15 protein-coding genes and 1 pseudogene are annotated in these 16,346 nt (G+C 65.3%); 1 reads left to right on the top strand and 15 read right to left on the bottom strand.

Annotation, left to right across the window (positions count from 1 at the left end; genetic code table 11):
- Positions 1-97 precede the first annotated feature (97 nt).
- Positions 98-559: a rubredoxin gene (locus AB870_RS27425; RefSeq protein WP_084663901.1), complete on the top strand. Its 462-nt coding sequence runs from the start codon at positions 98-100 to the stop codon at positions 557-559.
- Positions 560-728: 169 nt separating this feature from the next.
- On the opposite strand, the gene gloA is transcribed toward AB870_RS27425, so the two are convergent.
- The 15 genes and pseudogenes from gloA to AB870_RS19525 all read right to left on the bottom strand — a co-directional run bounded on the left by gloA (position 729) and on the right by AB870_RS19525 (position 16,311).
- On the bottom strand, positions 729-1,130 hold the full coding sequence (gene gloA / locus AB870_RS19595) for a lactoylglutathione lyase (RefSeq protein WP_047905973.1): 402 nt from the start codon (positions 1,128-1,130) through the stop codon (positions 729-731).
- A gap of 129 nt (positions 1,131-1,259) precedes the next feature.
- Positions 1,260-2,198: a M48 family metallopeptidase gene (locus AB870_RS19590; protein ID WP_053059447.1), complete on the bottom strand. Its 939-nt coding sequence runs from the start codon at positions 2,196-2,198 to the stop codon at positions 1,260-1,262.
- Between the two features lie 105 nt (positions 2,199-2,303).
- Positions 2,304-3,080 (bottom strand): lysophospholipid acyltransferase family protein, encoded by a 777-nt coding sequence (locus AB870_RS19585; RefSeq protein WP_047905972.1) that lies wholly within the window; start codon positions 3,078-3,080, stop codon positions 2,304-2,306.
- A gap of 58 nt (positions 3,081-3,138) precedes the next feature.
- Complete coding sequence (gene gmhB, locus AB870_RS19580; protein WP_047905971.1) at positions 3,139-3,723, bottom strand: D-glycero-beta-D-manno-heptose 1,7-bisphosphate 7-phosphatase; 585 nt, start codon at positions 3,721-3,723, stop codon at positions 3,139-3,141.
- A 27-nt stretch (positions 3,724-3,750) separates the two neighbouring features.
- Entirely contained in the window at positions 3,751-5,871 is a 2,121-nt protein-coding gene (gene glyS / locus AB870_RS19575) for a glycine--tRNA ligase subunit beta (RefSeq protein WP_047905970.1), read from the bottom strand.
- Entirely contained in the window at positions 5,868-6,818 is a 951-nt protein-coding gene (glyQ, locus tag AB870_RS19570; RefSeq protein WP_047905969.1) for a glycine--tRNA ligase subunit alpha, read from the bottom strand. Before glyQ ends, glyS begins: the two co-directional genes overlap by 4 nt.
- A gap of 217 nt (positions 6,819-7,035) precedes the next feature.
- A complete protein-coding gene (gene lnt / locus AB870_RS19565; RefSeq protein WP_047908459.1) occupies positions 7,036-8,592 on the bottom strand; it encodes an apolipoprotein N-acyltransferase in 1,557 nt (518 codons plus the stop codon).
- Positions 8,593-8,628: 36 nt separating this feature from the next.
- Entirely contained in the window at positions 8,629-9,504 is an 876-nt protein-coding gene (locus tag AB870_RS19560; RefSeq protein ID WP_047905968.1) for an HlyC/CorC family transporter, read from the bottom strand.
- Between the two features lie 121 nt (positions 9,505-9,625).
- Entirely contained in the window at positions 9,626-10,321 is a 696-nt protein-coding gene (locus AB870_RS19555) for a gamma-glutamylcyclotransferase (protein ID WP_084663897.1), read from the bottom strand.
- 154 nt (positions 10,322-10,475) lie between these two features.
- Positions 10,476-10,958 (bottom strand): annotated as a pseudogene (gene ybeY, locus AB870_RS19550) (rRNA maturation RNase YbeY); the annotation flags it as partial.
- A complete protein-coding gene (locus AB870_RS19545) occupies positions 10,955-12,010 on the bottom strand; it encodes a PhoH family protein (protein ID WP_047905967.1) in 1,056 nt (351 codons plus the stop codon). The pseudogene ybeY and the gene AB870_RS19545, both read right to left, overlap by 4 nt.
- A gap of 111 nt (positions 12,011-12,121) precedes the next feature.
- A complete protein-coding gene (gene miaB, locus AB870_RS19540; RefSeq protein ID WP_047905966.1) occupies positions 12,122-13,465 on the bottom strand; it encodes a tRNA (N6-isopentenyl adenosine(37)-C2)-methylthiotransferase MiaB in 1,344 nt (447 codons plus the stop codon).
- Between the two features lie 205 nt (positions 13,466-13,670).
- Complete coding sequence (locus tag AB870_RS19535) at positions 13,671-14,618, bottom strand: metal ABC transporter solute-binding protein, Zn/Mn family (RefSeq protein WP_053059446.1); 948 nt, start codon at positions 14,616-14,618, stop codon at positions 13,671-13,673.
- 11 nt (positions 14,619-14,629) lie between these two features.
- Entirely contained in the window at positions 14,630-15,505 is an 876-nt protein-coding gene (locus AB870_RS19530; protein WP_157112392.1) for a metal ABC transporter permease, read from the bottom strand.
- Positions 15,502-16,311: a metal ABC transporter ATP-binding protein gene (locus tag AB870_RS19525; RefSeq protein ID WP_053059445.1), complete on the bottom strand. Its 810-nt coding sequence runs from the start codon at positions 16,309-16,311 to the stop codon at positions 15,502-15,504. The genes AB870_RS19530 and AB870_RS19525 overlap by 4 nt, the downstream gene beginning before the upstream one ends.
- Positions 16,312-16,346: the final 35 nt, after the last annotated feature.

Below are 16,346 nucleotides of genomic sequence, written 5' to 3'. Positions count from 1 at the left end.
GAATCGCCGATTTATTTCACCCGGGCGTGCCGATAGAATGCTTCGCGAGGCAGCATTCGCGTCTCGATTTTGCCCATCGTCACCTGCATCAATACGTATGTACAAGAAAGGCTCTGCCGTCGAATTGCAGTTTTCTCCGTCGCGGCTCAACGACGGCGCGGGCGATCCGTTCTGGATCGACCTCACGCGTGACGAAGCCCAGGCGCTGCTCGAATCCTTGCAATCCTATCTGGCACGTCCGGCGAGCGATGCGTCCGGGACCGCGTCGCCAATGATTTTCACCTTGCTCGATCCGGGCACCGCGCCCGCATCCGAAGGGCGCTCGATCGCGCAGAACGAGGCGACTGCCGGGATTGCTCAGGCGGCCCCGGGCCTTCCGGCGGCGAAGGACGCGTCACGCCAGTGGGTATGCGTCATTTGCGGCTGGATCTATGACGAAGCGGCGGGGTATCCCGAAGACGGCATCGCGCCGGGCACGCGCTGGGAAGACGTGCCGGAAGACTGGCGTTGCCCGTTGTGCGACGTGGGCAAGGAAGTTTTCGCGATGGTGGAGATCTGAGCGACGGCCCGGTGGGCCGATGCCGCGCAAACGGGCGACGTCCGCCTCACGCGCGAGCGAAAATGTACCAACGCACCAACGTACCAATGAAGACGGCCGCCCCTGAACTGACCCGCAGGGGCGGCCGTTATTGCGTTCGCGACCGGAATGCGGTGGCGGCGCTTGCGACTTACAGGCCGCCCTTGGACGAGTGTTTCTGAATCAGTTCGATCTTGTAGCCGTCCGGGTCCTCCACGAACGCGATGACCGTGGTGCCGCCCTTGACGGGACCGGCTTCGCGCGAGACCTTGCCACCGGCCGCACGGATCGTATCGCAGGCCTTGTACGCGTCGTCGACTTCCACGGCCAGATGGCCGAAGGCCGTACCCATTTCGTACTTTTCCACGCCCCAGTTGTACGTCAGTTCGAGCACGGTGTTCCCCGACTCGGCGCCATAGCCGACGAACGCCAGCGTGTACTTGTACTCGGGGTTTTCGCTCTGACGCAGGAGTTGCATGCCGAGCACGCGCGTGTAGAAATCGATCGAGCGCTGGAGGTCGCCGACCCGCAGCATGGTATGGAGCATTCGCATGGTGTTTTCAGTGTGGGGACAACGAAAGCTCAATTGTACTCGCCACCGTGAAAATGAACATCATTCATGTTGCGTTGAACCAATTTTAACGTCAGTCGAGCCGATGGCGATATTCGCCCAGCCGGTCGTTCAGAATTCGGGCAGCCACTCCGGCGCGTGCGACTTGAGCGTGTCCCGGGCAGCTTCGAATTCGGGGAAGATCGACGCCACGGCCTGCCAGAAGCGCGGCCCGTGGTTCATCTCCTTGAGATGCGCCAGTTCGTGTGCGACCACGTAATCGATCACCCCCAGCGGGAAATGGATGAGGCGCCAGTTCAGACGAATGCGGCCGTCGGCGCTGCAACTGCCCCAGCGAGTGGCCGCCGAGGACAATCCCAGCGCCGTATAACGCACACCGAGCCGTTCGCCATAGACTTCCAGCCGTGTCGTGAACAGCTTGCGGGCCTCCTGTTGCAGCCAGCCCTGTACGCGGTCGCGCATTTGTTCTGGTGCCGCTTGCGGGGGCAAATCGAGCCACAACGTATGCGTGTGGATGTCGTACTGAGCCGCGCCTGCGCGCCCGCCGAGGCGGACCGTGAGCGTATGGCCGAGGTAGGGCAGGGTCGCACCGTCGATCCATGTCACGCGCGGAATCACGCGCCGCGCGGCCCGCTCGCGGAACTCGGCGATCTTGCTGAAGATCCAGCGCTTCTTCTCGACAACGGCGGCTTCGACGTCCGCAATCGTGACCCAGCGCGGCGCAGTCACCGCCAGGCCGGATTCGTCGATCATGAAGCCGATAGTGCGGCGTGAGGAGCGTTTGAAGCGATAGTAGAGCGCATGACCGTCGAGCATGATGACGCGCTCGCCCGCGGTGGGGGCGCGTCGCGGACCGGTGCCCGGCGATGTGGGCGTGTCTGTGGCAGGTGCCGTTGCACCCGGCAAGGTGGGCGCGGTGGGAGTGGTGGACGGGCGCGGCATGACCGGTGACCCGGCCGGCACCCCGAGCGGCGACGCGGCGACGCCGGGAGCGTCGGTCGCTACGCCATTGGCTTCGGGCGCGGGACTGCCGAACAGGTCGAGTTCCATCTGGGGGGCGGGCGTCTCGTGCCGGGAGCGGCTATCGCGTGCATCGCGTGTATCGCGGGTGGCGGGTTGAGCTTTCGACATGAGACGGCCTCGCGTGATGCGCAGTCAGGTCCGGGGCGTCGCGTCGGAAGTGTCAGACGCGCTCGCCCTCGGTTTCGACGTATAAGCGGCGGGGTCGATGCGTATCATCTCGCGCTCGATCCACTCGGCGAGCTCGGCGTTCACGGCTTCGGCCGTGCGGCCTGCCGTCTCGATGACCGGTCCGATGGAGACGGTCACTTCCCCGGGGTATTTCATGAACGAGTTGCGCGGCCAGACCCGTCCGGCGTTGTGCGCGATCGGCACGATCGGGGTACCGGTCGCCGTCGCCAGACGCGCCCCGCCCGACTTGTACTTGTTGCGCGAGCCGGTCTTCGTGCGCGTGCCTTCCGGGAACATGATGATCCAGTTCCCTTCGGCGAGTCGCTCACGCCCCTGTTTCACGACCGACGCGAACGCATCGGTGCCCTTGCGACGGTCGATGTGGATCATGCTCAGCAGGCCCAGCGCCCAGCCGAAAAACGGCACGAGCAGCAGCTCGCGCTTGAAGACATAGCACAGCGGACGCGGCATCAGGGCGGGCAACGCGACCGTCTCCCATGCCGATTGATGCTTCGAGAGCAGAATGGCCGACGTCTTCGGCAAATTCTCCCAGCCGATCACGCGGTAACGCATGCCGCACAGCGTGTCACCCACGCGAATCACGACCTTGCACCAGCCCACGGCGAACCAGTAACGCTGCACCCGCGACAGGAACGGGAACGACACGATGCACGCGATGGCGTACGGAATCGTCCAGACGATCTGGAAAATGAAGAAGAGAATCGAACGAAGTTGCAGCATGGGGTCCTGGCCTGAAAGCGGTCGCCGCCTCGCGCATCGCGCGCGGTGTGCGAGAGAGTTAAGCGTCCTCGTCGGCGAGCAGATCGTTGACGAAAGCCGCCAGACTCTCGTGCACGCGCGTGCCTTCGGGCAGGTCGCCGGCGGCGAGCGTCTTCTTGCCCTTGCCGGTGAGCACCAGATGGGGCAATGCACCCACCGCCGCGGCGGCCTGCAAATCGCGCAGCGAGTCGCCCACGGCCGGCACACCGGTCAGGTCGACTTCGTAGCGTCGCGCGATTTCCTGGAACAGGCCGGGCTTCGGCTTGCGGCAATCGCAGGCGTCGACCGACGTGTGCGGGCAGAAGAACACCGCGTCGATGCGTCCGCCGGCCGCGGCGGCCAGCTTCGACATCTTCGCGTGCATGGCGCCGAGCGTCGCCATATCGAAAAGACCGCGCCCCACCCCCGACTGGTTCGTCGCGACGACCACGCGGTACCCGGCCTGGTTGAGCCGGCCGATGGCCTCGAGACTGCCGGGCAGCGGTACCCACTCATCCGTCGACTTGATGAATTGATCCGAGTCGGCGTTGATGACACCGTCCCGGTCGAGAATCACGAGTTTGCGGGCGGCGGGGCCGAGGGTGCGATCTTTGCGCGAATCCATGAGGAGCTCAGTTGACTCGTTGGAACATCAGGCGGCGAGCTTCGAGAGATCGGCCACGCGGTTCATCTGGAAGTGCAGGTTCTTGAGCAGCGCGAGGCGGTTGTTGCGCAGCGCGTCCGCTTCGGCCATCACCATCACGTCGTTGAAGAAGGCGTCGACCGCATCGCGCAGTTCGGCCAGTGCCGAGAGCGCCTGCGCATACTCGCGGGCTTCGAATTTCCGTTCGACGACCGGCGTCACCTTCTCCAGCGCGGCGGCGAGCGCCTGCTCGGCCGGTTCCACCAGCAGGTCGGGCGAGATCGTGCCGTCGGCCGGCGGCGCCGTCTTCTTCAGAATGTTGCCGATTCGCTTGTTCGCCGCGGCGAGCGCGTCGGCCTGCGGCAGTGCCGAGAAGGCGCGCACGGCGTCCAGACGCTCGATCAGATCGCCGAGATACTTCGGCTGCTCCGCCAGCACGGCTTCGATTTCGTTCGCCGCGTAACCGCGCTCACGCAGATAGCCGCGCAGACGGTCGAGCACGAACTGCGAGACTTGCTCCAGGTAGCGCGAATCGGCCACCCCCGTCGTGAACTGCCGGTACGTGACGTGCAGCAATTCCGGCAGCAGTACCGGCAGACGCTTCTCGATGAGCATGCGCACGATACCCAGGGCATGACGGCGCAGCGCGAACGGATCCTTCTCGCCGGTCGGTTGCAGCCCGATGCCCCAGATGCCCACGAGCGTTTCGAGCTTGTCGGCCAGTGCGACCACGGTACCAGTCGGACTGATGGGCAGGGCGTCGCCCGCAAAGCGCGGCTGATAGTGTTCCGAGCAGGCCAGGGCAACGTCTGCCGCTTCGCCGTCGTGGCGCGCGTAGTACGTCCCCATCGTGCCTTGCAGTTCGGGGAATTCGCCGACCATGTCGGTCAGCAGGTCGGCCTTGGCCAGCAGCGCGCCGCGTTCGGCGAGTTCCACGCCGTCCCGATCCGCGCCGATCATGTGCGAGATCGCCCCGGCAAGCTTCACCAGACGCTGGGTGCGCTCGAACTGCGAGCCCAGCTTGTTGTGATAGACGACGTTTGCAAGCAGCGGCACGCGATCGGCCAGCGATTTCTTCTTGTCCTGTTCGAAGAAGAACTTCGCATCGGCCAGACGCGGGCGCACCACGCGCTCGTTACCCGTGACAATCTGTTCGGGCTGAGCCGTCTCGATGTTGGAGACGATCAGGAAGCGGTTCGTGAGCTTGCCGCCATCGGTGAGCGGCTTGTCGGTGAGTGCGAAGTACTTCTGATTCGTCTGCATCGTCAGAATCAGACATTCCTGCGGCACCGCCAGGAATTCCTGCTCGAAATGGCAGGCGTAGATGGCGGGCCATTCGACGAGTGCCGTCACTTCGTCGAGCAGCGCCTCGGGCATCACCACATGGTCGTTACCGGCGGCGGCGAGCAATCGCGTGCGGATCGCGTCGCGGCGGCCCGTGAAGCTGGCGAGCACTTTGCCGTCGCGTTCGAGCGTGGCGGCATAGGCATCGGCGTTGGCGATGGTGACTTCGCCCTTCGACAGGAAGCGATGGCCTTGCGTCTTGTTGCCCGACGCGAGGCCGATGGCCGTGGCTGGCACGAGCGTGTCGCCGTGCAGCGCGATCAGGCCATGCACGGGGCGCACGAACTGCACCGTCTCGCCGTCCGGCCGCTGGTAGCTCATCACCTTCGGGATCGGCAGCTTGCCGAGTGTTTCGTCGAGCGAGGCTTGCAGCGCATCGGCCAGTTGGGCACCCGGCGCGGTGTACGTGTGGAAGAAGGCTTCGGCCTTGCCGTCCATCGCGCGTTCGAGACTGGCGAGCGGCAGGTCGGGGAAACCCATCGCGGCAAGCTTTTTCGCCAGCGGCGGCGTGGGGTTGCCGTTGGCGTCGAGTGCGACGGATACCGGGAGCACCTTGGCACGGATGGTGGCGTCCGGGGCGCGATCGAGTACGTTCGTGATCGAGACGGCCAGACGACGCGGCGTGGCGTATGGCGTGATGACGCCCGCTTCGGTGACAAGCCCGCGCGTGCGCAGGCCGTTGGCGATGCCGTCGGCAAACGCGTCGCCCAGACGCGCCAGCGCCTTCGGCGGCAATTCTTCGGTCAGCAGTTCGACCAGCAGGGTGCGTTGTGCGGTGCTCATCATGCGGCTTGCGTTTGGGCGGATGTTTGGGTTGAAGCGGCGGGTGCGTTCAGCATCGGGAAACCGAGTTTTTCGCGCGACGCGTAGTAGGCCTGTGCGATCAGACGCGACAGCGAGCGGATGCGGCCAATGTACGCCGCGCGCTCGGTCACCGAGATGGCGCCGCGCGCGTCGAGCAGGTTGAAGGTGTGCGCGGCCTTGAGAATCATCTCGTAGGCGGGCAGCGCCAGTTCGGCTTCGATCAGACGCTTCGCTTCGCTCTCGTAGTTGTCGAAGAACCCGAACAGCATCGGCTGATTGGAATGCTCGAAGTTGTATGTCGACTGCTCGACTTCGTTCTGATGGAACACGTCACCATACGTCAGGCGGCGCTTGACCGGACCGCCGGCCGTCTGCTCTTCCCATTCCGTCCACACCAGATCGTAGACGTTCTCGACCTGTTGCAGATACATGGCCAGACGCTCGATACCGTACGTGATTTCCCCGAGCACCGGCTTGCAGTCGAGGCCGCCGACTTGCTGGAAGTAGGTGAACTGGGTGACTTCCATACCGTTGAGCCACACTTCCCAGCCCAGGCCCCAGGCGCCGAGCGTGGGATTTTCCCAGTCGTCTTCGACGAAGCGCACGTCGTTTTGGGTGAGGTCGAGCCCGAGCGCGCGCAGCGAGCCCAGATACAGATCGAGAATGTTCTCCGGCGCCGGCTTGAGCACCACCTGGTACTGGTAGTAGTGCTGCATGCGGTTCGGGTTCTCACCGTAACGGCCATCCTTGGGACGGCGCGACGGCTGCACGTAGGCAGCGCGCCACGGCTCCGGACCGATCGCGCGCAGGAACGTGGCAGTGTGCGAGGTACCGGCGCCGACCTCCATGTCGTAAGGCTGGAGCAACGCACAGCCTTGCTTGTCCCAGTAATCCTGCAATGTCAGGATGACTTGCTGAAAGGTAAGCATGATGAATTCGCGCGGACGAACAGGAAAAGATGCGGATTTTGCGCAGTCTTTCGGCCCGGCCGCGAGCGCGGCCGAAAGACTAAAACGTTGAATTTTAGCGGGAATTCGACTCGCGCGGGGCGCCGATGCCCTCGGCAGGGCGCCACACGGAGATTTTTGCGTCCCCCTGTGCCGTTCCGACGGGCGCGAAGCGCACCCGCGGGTGTCGATTTTCCGTTCAGCGCGAGCGGCGCGTCATTGCCAGACCGAGGCCGAGCGCCACGAGGGCGAGCGCGAGGGCGGGCACGTTGCCGAAACGAACATACGGCGTGAGGCCGCCATAGGGCTGGACGTTGCCCGCGAGTGCACCGACGGTCATCGCGGGCAGACGTCCCTGAACGTTGCCGTGGGCGTCGATGATGGCCGTAGCGCCAGTATTCGTCGCGCGCAGCATTGGCCGCCCCGTTTCGAGCGTGCGCATGCGGGCGATCTGCAAATGCTGATCGAGCGCGATGGTGTCGCCGAACCACGCGAGGTTGGTCGAATTGGCGAGTACGGTCGCTGGCTCCGGCATATTGCGCAGCGCCTGCGCGATTTCCTCGCCGAACAGGTCCTCGTAGCAAATGTCGAGTGCCACGCGCTGATCGCGGACCGGGAAGCCGCTCGGCGTGGCGGTGCCCCGCAGGAAGTCGCCCAGCGGGATGTGCATCATGTCCACGAACCAGCGGAAGCCCCACGGCACGAATTCGCCGAAGGGCACGAGATGGTGTTTGTCGTAGCGGTAGAGCGTCTGATCGCGCGGCGTCACGCCGAACAGGCTGTTGGTGAGGTCGGTGGGGCCGCGATCGGTGAGCGTGGCGCCCACGGCGCCCAGTACCACGTGTGAGCCGGTGCGATCCGCGAATTCGCGAATCGGCGTGGCGATTTCGGGCGGAATGCCCTGGAGCAGCACCGGAAAGGCGGTTTCCGGCGTGATGACCAGATCGGCGGGCGCGGCGACGATCATGTCGCGATACATCGCCATCGCGTGGTCGATGCCCGCACGCTCGAACTTCATGTCCTGCGGGACATTACCTTGCAGTAGACGCACGGAGAGCGGTTTGCCCGATGGTGCCGTCCATGCGTGGCGCGCCAGCCCCGCGCCCACGCCCATCAGCGCGAGCACGCCGGCTACGGCGGCAAGACGCCGCGCAGCGAGCGCGCCCGGCACGACGGGAACGACGGGAACGACGGCGCGGGCGAGCCAGGCCGCAGCCAGTGCCGCCAGACCCGTAACGCCGTACACGCCGAGCAGTGGCGCGAAGCCCGCGAGCGGGCCGTCGACATGGGCATACCCGGGCGAGAGCCAGGGAAAGCCGGTGAAGACGGTGCCGCGCAGCCATTCGGCAATCGTCCATGCCCCCGCGAAGGCGAATGCACGCCATGGACCGGCGGCCGGCACCGCGCGCGTCGCGAACGCCGCCAGAGCGGGGTAAAGCGCGAGATAGACCGAAAACAGAACGACCGCCGCACCGGCCATGACGCCGGGCATGCCGCCGTAGGTGTGCATGCTGATGTAGAGCCACCAGATGCCGCACACGAACGACATGACACCGAAACTGCCGCCGAGCCAGAGCGCCTGGCGTCGCGAGGCGCTGCGCTCCACGAGCGCGAACAGCGCGGCCATCGCGAGCAGTTGCAGCCACCAGAAGTCGCGCGGCGCGAACGCCAGCGTTTGCGCGATACCGGCCAGACCGGCGAGCGCTCGGGCACGCCAGGCCGGCCACGAGCGCCGCTCGGGCGCGTGGACGGTCATTTCCTGCATGGACAGATGAGTTGATTGACTCGGGCGTTAGTCGGGCTGAACGGCCGGTGCCGGTTCGACACGCCGCAACAGCAGCATGTGGACCTGACGACCATCGGCGCGCAGCACCTCGAACACGAGATTGCCGATGCGCATACGCTCGCCCCGGCGCGGCACACGTCCGAACTGGTGGGTGATCATACCGCCGATCGTGTCGTTCTCGTCATCGTGAAACTGTGTGCCGAACGCTTCGTTGAACTGCTCGATTTCGGTGAGCGCGCGAATGCGGTACGTGCCGTCGGGGGCGGCGATGATGTTGTCTTCTTCCTCATCGAAGTCGTACTCGTCTTCGATATCGCCGACGATCTGCTCCAGCACGTCTTCAATGGTGATGAGGCCCGCCACGCCGCCGTATTCGTCCACGACGATGGCGATGTGATTGCGATTGACGCGGAAGTCGTGCAGCAATACGTTCAGACGCTTCGACTCCGGAATGAACACGGCCGGGCGCAGCATGTCGCGCACGTCGAAGTCGTGGTTGGCGTAGTAACGCAGCAGATCCTTCGCGAGCAGAATGCCGATGATGTTGTCGCGATTGCCCTCGTAGACCGGGTAGCGCGAGTGCGCCTGCTCCAGCACGAAGGGGACAAATTCTTCGGGAGTCTGTTCGATGTTGATGGCGTCCATTTGTGCGCGCGGAACCATGATGTCGCGGGCGCACAGATCGGCCACCTGGAATACGCCCTCGATCATCGCCAGCGAATCGGCGTCCATCAGGTTACGGGCGTGGGCGTCTTGCAGAATTTCGAGCAACTCTGCGCGCGACTCCGGCTCCGGGGAAATCAGATCGGTGAGGCGTTCGAGCAGGGAGCGAGGTTTTTCGGTGCTTTTTCGACCGGGTCGACTGGGATAAGGGTCGTTCATGACGGCGCGTCCAAGTTGGGCGGACGCCGAGCTGTTACAGGAAGCTCAAGGATACACCAGATGTGCGGCATCTCCGCGTCAGGCCGTGCGCGTTGCAAGGCTCGCCGCCCGCCCGCACGGCTTACCTCGCACCGCAGCGGTGCAGCAAGGCTTCGAGCGCGGGGTCCGGCATGCCGGCTTCGCGCAACGCCTTGACCGTGCGCGCGACGTAATCGTGCGTGGTGCCGTAGCGTCCCTGCGCCCGGTCGAAGACTTGCCGGATGATCTCGTCGGGCAGGCGCCCGGCGTAGCTCACGGCCTCGCGGCGCATGACGAACGCCAGTCCGGGCTTGGTGCGGCCGTCCGTCAACCGGCAGTTCAGCCACATTGGCCGGTACGAGCCCATCGCCATCTCGCGATACCAGAGCGTTTCGAGTTCCGCGCGGGCGCGTCTGGCCGCAAGGCGCATCGCCACGCCGGCGCAGGAACCGCCGCGATCGAGCGCCAGCACGAGGCCGGGCTGCTCGGGCGTGCCGCGATTGACCCGCGACCACAGATACAGCCCGCGGTGATAGCCGTGCACGCGAGCGCGATGACTTTCTTCGACCGGCATGCCGGGATTCCAGATGAGCGAGCCGTACGCGAAGATCCACAGATCCTCGCGGCCGTCCCAGTCGACGAGTGCGGCGTCGAGCGACTCGCTCATTTCGTCTTGCGTCAGATGGCGCGAAACGCCGAGATCGGGTGGGTAACGGTTGCATCCGGGGCCGCTCGAGATGCTGGCCTGTGCGGTATCGCTAACGTCAGGGGCGGTCGGTCGATCGGGGATACGGTCCATGAGCGGTCGGTCAGACGCGGCGTGGTTTGGCCGTCGTCCGGGATTCGGGCGGTTGAGGGGAGCGGCGGGTCTGGCGCGACCTGGGCGAGTCAGGCGAATTCGGAGTCTTCACCGGTTTTGCCGCGGCGGCGGCCGCCGGCGGCTTCTCGGCAGCGTAGGGATCGGCATATCCGAGGTCAGCGAGAATCCCGGTCTCGAGGCCTTCCATTTCCCGCGCTTCGTCATCTTCCTCATGATCGTAGCCTTGCGCGTGCAGCACGCCGTGCACGATCAGATGCGCGTAATGCGCTTCGAGCGAAATGCCTTGCTCGTTCGCTTCGCGCTCGACGACGGGGCAGCACAGCACGATATCGGCCGTCACGGGATCGCTCTCATGCTGCGCGTAGGCGAACGTCAGCACGTTGGTGGCGTAGTCCTTACCGCGATAGCCGCGATTGAGCGTCTGGCCTTCCTGCGCGTCGACGAAGCGCAGCGTGAGTTCGGCGTCGGCCAGCAGCGCGGCCTGCACCCAACGGCGCACGGTCGTGCGCGTGAGCAACGTCTTGTGCGACGCGAACGCCGGCCCGGCTACGAACTGACTCGTCAGCGCGAGCGAATGACGGGGCGTTCGCCCGCTCGGCCCGCCCGGGCGGTTCACGCTTTGCCTCCGGCCACGCGCGACGCACGGGCGGGACGCCCGGACGCCGGCAGATCGAGCCCGGCTTCCACGTGTTGCGCATGCTCGTCGTAAGCTTCGACGATGCGCGCCACCAGCGGGTGACGCACCACGTCGACGCTGGTGAAACGCGTCATGGCAATGCCACGCACGTTCTTGAGGATGACCTGCGCTTCCATCAGGCCGCTCTTCTGACCGCGCGGCAAATCGACCTGGGTGGTGTCGCCGGTCACGACGGCCTTGCTGCCGAAGCCGATCCGCGTGAGGAACATCTTCATCTGTTCGGGCGTGGTGTTTTGCGCCTCATCCAGAATGATGAACGCGTGATTGAGCGTGCGCCCGCGCATATACGCAAGCGGAGCGATCTCGATCATCTGCTTCTCGAAATACTTCTGCGTTTTGTCGAAGCCGAGCAGGTCGTAGAGCGCGTCGTAGAGCGGACGCAGATACGGATCGACCTTCTGCGCCAGGTCACCGGGCAGGAAGCCCAGACGTTCACCGGCTTCCACGGCCGGGCGCGTAAGCACGATGCGCTTGACGGCGTCGCGCTCCAGCGCGTCGACGGCGCACGCCACGGCGAGATACGTTTTGCCGGTGCCGGCCGGGCCGATGCCGAACGTCACGTCGTGCGAGAGGATTTGCTTGAGGTATTCGCGTTGTGCCGGCGTACGGCCATGCAGATCGCTGCGACGCGTATGCAGCACGGGTGAGCCATCTTCCGTCTCACCGGCCGCGAACGGGTTGTCGTCGCCATGACGCACGGTCGGGGCCAGGCCCTGACGCGTTTCCACCAGGCCCAACTGAATGTCGTCGACGGACAGCGCTTCGGTGGCGCGGTTGTAGAAGCTCTCGAGCGCCTGCGTGGCGACGGCGGCGCTCTTGCCGCGAATGGAGAAGCGATGCCCGCGGCGGGTGATCGAGACGTCGAGCGCCTGCTCGATCTGACGCAGATTTTCGTCGAGCGGACCGCAGAGGTTGGCCAGACGGCGGTTGTCGTCGCGCGGGGCGGTGAATTCTTGGACGGGTGCTTTCAAGGGGATCCGGTCGGTTGCCTGTTCAGGTCGTTCGATGGCGTCGTGGCGGCGGAAGGGGGGGGCCTGTCTCCCGTCGGTCCGTTCATGTTCGCGATCTTGTTTCGGTGGCGCTCAGTGCGTGGTGACCAGCTCGCCGCGCAACGAGTGCGGGTAGGCGAACGTGATCACGACGTCGGTCATCTGGCCGATCAGCCCCGCGCGCTGTGCCTCGGGCGCCGGGAAATTGACCACGCGGTTGTTCTCGGTGCGGCCTTGCAGCTCGTTCGGGTCCTTGCGCGAAACGCCTTCGACCAGAATACGCTGACGCGAGCCGACCATGCGCTGACTGATGCGCGCGGCATTCTCTTCGATCACGGCCTGCAAGTGTTGCAGACGACGCAGCTTCACTGCGCGCGGCGTGTCGTCCGGCAGGTTCGCGGCGGGCGTGCCCGGGCGCGGGCTGTAGATGAACGAGAAGCTGGTGTCGTAGCCGATCTCGTGAATCATCGCCATGAGCTTGTCGAAGTCCTCTTCGGTCTCGCCGGGAAAGCCGACGATGAAGTCCGACGACATCGACATATCGGGGCGCACCTGACGCAAACGGCGGATGATCGATTTGTATTCGAGTACCGTGTAGCCGCGCTTCATGGCCGACAGGATGCGGTCGGCGCCGTGCTGCACGGGCAGGTGCAGATGGCTCACGAGCTTGGGCACCCTGGCGTAGGTGTCGATCAGACGCTGCGTGAATTCCTTCGGGTGGCTGGTCGTATAGCGAATGCGCTCGATGCCGGGCACTTCGGCCACATACTCGATGAGCAGCGCGAAGTCGGCGATCTCGCCGTCGGCCATCAGGCCGCGATAGGCGTTCACGTTCTGTCCCAGCAGCGTGATCTCGCGCACGCCCTGTTCGGCCAGCCCCGCGATTTCGGTCAGCACGTCATCGAACGGGCGTGAGACTTCGTCGCCGCGAGTGTACGGCACCACGCAGTAGCTGCAATATTTGGAGCAGCCTTCCATGATCGAGACGAACGCCGTGGCGCCTTCGACCTTGGCCGGCGGCAGGTGGTCGAACTTCTCGATTTCGGGGAAGGAGATGTCGACCTGGGAGCGGCCGGTCGAGCGGCGCGCTTCGAGCATTTGCGGCAGGCGGTGCAGGGTCTGCGGGCCGAACACCACGTCCACGTACGGGGCGCGTTGCACGATTGCCGCGCCTTCCTGACTGGCGACGCAGCCGCCGACGCCGATGACCAGATCCGGCTTGATTTCCTTGAGCGCGCGCATGCGGCCCAGATCCGAAAACACCTTTTCCTGTGCCTTTTCGCGCACCGAGCAGGTGTTGAACAGGATGACGTCGGCGTCTTCGGGGGTATCGGTCTTTTCGAGGCCTTCGGCAGCCCCGAGTACGTCCGCCATCTTGTCGGAGTCGTACTCGTTCATCTGACAGCCGAACGTCTTGATGTAAATCTTCTTTGCCATTGAGTGTGCGCCGTTCGCAGTGGTTGACCTGGGGGCGTCCGTATTGAATGTTTCAGGGGTTCAGTCTCGGGTCACGCGGGAAACGGGATGACCCAAACGCAAAAGCCGGCATCGCCGGCCTGTCCGGACCTCCGTAGCGGGGCCGGTGTGTGGTGCACGCATTATACCGCGTGCACCGCATGGGAGCGGGAGAGGCCGCCGCCGCTCAGCGGTTGTCCTTCATGGCCGTGGCGAGCGCCCGTATGTTGTACTGGAACAACTGGAGATAGGTCGTTGCTTCCGGGTTCTTCGACAGCGCGTCGGAGTACAGCTTGCCGTCCACCGTCACCCGGGCGTCGTGCGCAATGCGTTCCACGAGGCGCGGATTGGAGATGTTCTCCATGAACACGGCGCGGATACCGGTGCGGCGGATCAGGCGGATCAGGTTCGCCACGTCCTTGGCGCTGGCTTCGCTTTGCGTCGACACGCCCTCCGGGGCAAGGAACTTGATGCCGAAACGCTGGCCGAGGTAGCCGAAGGCGTCATGTGAGGTGAGTACCACGCGGCGCGACGGCGGGATGGCCGCCAGTTGCTTGTCGGCCCATTTGATCAGGTCGTCGAGCGCGCCACGATAGTTCTTCGCGCGTTCCGCGTAATAGCTGGCGCCGGCCGGATCGGCTTGCGACAGGGCGGCGGCAATGTTGTCCACCATCGTCTTCACGCGCTCCGGGTCCTGAAACATATGCGGATCGGTCACGGCCTTGCCGTCGTCGACCATGGTGCGCGGCTTGAGGCCCTTCGTGACCGTCACCAGCTGGCCGGGATAGTGGCTCGACTTCATCAGGCGGGGCAGCCAGCCTTCGAAACCCAGACCATTCACGAAGAACAGCCGGGTGCCGGAGAGTTTGGCGACATCGGCCGGGGTCGGTTCGTAGGTATGGGTGTCCTGATCGGGGCCGACGAGCGCGGTGACGTCGACCCGGTCTCCGCCGACGGACTTCACGATGTCCGCCAGAATGCTGAAGCTCACGCCGACAGGCAGACGTGTGTCCTGCGCGCGAGCCGGCGCGGCGAAGGCCATCGCCAACGCAAACATTGCCGCCAAAACGACAGAAAGCCCTGCGCCAAGCCGCGATTTGCCCTGCGGCTTGCCCCGTTGACTCAATCCGAACATGTTTCCCTCTCTTAAAGCGCCGAAGCCTTTGCAGTACCGGTAGTGCCCGGCGAAACAAGCAGCGCGCTCAAATAGGCCACGCCTGCCGTCAAAACGATGGCCGGCCCGGAAGGGCAGGCCAGATAGTACGAAATCAGCAACCCGATCACGCTCGAGGCGCTTGCGACCAGCCACGCGGCCAGCAGCATGCCGGGCAAGGTGCGGGCGACGAGCCGTGCGGTGGCCGCCGGAAGCATCATCAGCCCTACGGCCATGAGCGTGCCCATGGCCTGAAAGCCGGCAACGAGGTTCATCACCGTCAGCACGGTAAAGCCGAGGTGATAGCGCATCACGCTCATTCCCTTGCCCTGGGAGCGGCCCTGGCCCAGGAATGTCGGGTCGGCGCTGTCGAGCACCAGGCCGCGATAGTGCCAGCCGAACCAGAGCAACGTCACCGTGGTGATCGCGGCCACGAGGATCAACGAGGGGTCGTCCACTGCCAGCACGGAGCCGAACAGCAGGTTCATCAGGTCGACGCTGTTCCCCCACTTCGACACGATCACCACGCCGCCCGCGAGCGCCAACAAATAGAACCCGGCGAACGACGCGCCTTCGTCCAGCCGTGTGCGCCGGCTCGACAGCCCGGCGAGCATGGCGACGAGCAGACCCGCCGCCATGCCGCCTCCGGCCATCCATGGCAGCGACAGGCCGCCGATCAGATAGCCGACGGCCGCGCCCGGCAACACGGCGTGCGAGAGCGAATCGCCCATCAGGCTCATGCGGCGCAGCAGCAAAAACACCCCGACGGGCGTACAGCCGAGCGATAGCGCCAGACTGCCGACGAGGGCGTGCCGCATGAAGTCGAACTCCGCGAACGGGCCGACAATCAGTTCGGGCAGTGCGCTCACTGGCGGCCTCCCGTGACGGAGCCGGCAGGGCGCGGTGTCTGTGGCGGTGGCGACGCCGGCAACGGCAGTGACGGCTGCCCGGCCGCGAATGCGGTGTACCCGCCGGCGCCCGACAGGCCGGAGAACGTGCCGCCGCCCGCCCGCTCCGTCGACGGGAAGCCGCTGTGCAGGCAGTCTGCCGGGGTGCCCGAGGCCACCAGCCGTCCGGCCATCACGGCCACATGGGCGAAGCGTTCGAGCACGAGCGGCAAGTCGTGGAGCACCGTCACGACGGTGCGGCCTTCGTTGCGCCATTGATCCAGCAAAGCCAGCAACAGTTCCGCGGAGGGCACATCGATGCCGGTCAGCGGTTCGTCGAGCAAAACGATCGGGGCGTCTTCGACGATCAGCCGGGCGAAGCGGGCGCGCTGCCATTGACCGCCGGACAAGACTTCCAGCGCCTGCATGCGTTTGTCGGCCAGGCCGACACGGGCGAGGGCGTCGATGGCGCGATCGAACTCGTCGCGCCCAACACGCCGTGCGTCTGCCGTGCGTCGCCACGTGCCGGTGAGCACGTACTCTTCCACGCACATCGGGAAACGGTGATCGGTTTCGGGCCGCTGAGACAGATAGGCCGCCGGCCCGTCGCACACGACATGGCCTGTCGAGACCTTTTGCAATCCCGCAAGCGCGCGCAGCAAGGTCGTCTTGCCGCCGCCGTTGGGGCCGACCACCGCCGAGAGTACGCCCGGGGCGAATGTCGCGCTTACGCCTTCGAGTGCGACGTTCGGCCCGAAACGGACCGAGAGATCCTGGCAGCCGATCACTGGGCGACCCCTTTCAGCGCCCAAAAAACGAGCGC

Source organism: Pandoraea faecigallinarum, assembly GCF_001029105.3.
GTDB classification, from domain to species: domain Bacteria; phylum Pseudomonadota; class Gammaproteobacteria; order Burkholderiales; family Burkholderiaceae; genus Pandoraea; species Pandoraea faecigallinarum.
This window is presented reverse-complemented; position numbering and strand designations above follow the sequence as displayed.

Excerpts from the sequence above, each read along its gene's own strand:
- miaB (WP_047905966.1), bottom strand. The coding sequence starts at position 13,465 with ATGGCAAAGAAGATTTACATCAAGACGTTCGGCTGTCAGATGAACGAG.
- gmhB (WP_047905971.1), bottom strand. The coding sequence starts at position 3,723 with ATGGATTCGCGCAAAGATCGCACCCTCGGCCCCGCCGCCCGCAAACTC.
- gloA (WP_047905973.1), bottom strand. The coding sequence starts at position 1,130 with ATGCGAATGCTCCATACCATGCTGCGGGTCGGCGACCTCCAGCGCTCG.
- AB870_RS27425 (WP_084663901.1), top strand. The coding sequence starts at position 98 with ATGTACAAGAAAGGCTCTGCCGTCGAATTGCAGTTTTCTCCGTCGCGG.
- glyS (WP_047905970.1), bottom strand. The coding sequence starts at position 5,871 with ATGATGAGCACCGCACAACGCACCCTGCTGGTCGAACTGCTGACCGAA.
- AB870_RS19555 (WP_084663897.1), bottom strand. The coding sequence starts at position 10,321 with ATGGACCGTATCCCCGATCGACCGACCGCCCCTGACGTTAGCGATACC.
- AB870_RS19535 (WP_053059446.1), bottom strand. The coding sequence starts at position 14,618 with ATGTTCGGATTGAGTCAACGGGGCAAGCCGCAGGGCAAATCGCGGCTT.
- AB870_RS19590 (WP_053059447.1), bottom strand. The coding sequence starts at position 2,198 with ATGGAACTCGACCTGTTCGGCAGTCCCGCGCCCGAAGCCAATGGCGTA.
- glyQ (WP_047905969.1), bottom strand. The coding sequence starts at position 6,818 with ATGCTTACCTTTCAGCAAGTCATCCTGACATTGCAGGATTACTGGGAC.
- AB870_RS19585 (WP_047905972.1), bottom strand. The coding sequence starts at position 3,080 with ATGCTGCAACTTCGTTCGATTCTCTTCTTCATTTTCCAGATCGTCTGG.
- lnt (WP_047908459.1), bottom strand. The coding sequence starts at position 8,592 with ATGACCGTCCACGCGCCCGAGCGGCGCTCGTGGCCGGCCTGGCGTGCC.
- AB870_RS19560 (WP_047905968.1), bottom strand. The coding sequence starts at position 9,504 with ATGAACGACCCTTATCCCAGTCGACCCGGTCGAAAAAGCACCGAAAAA.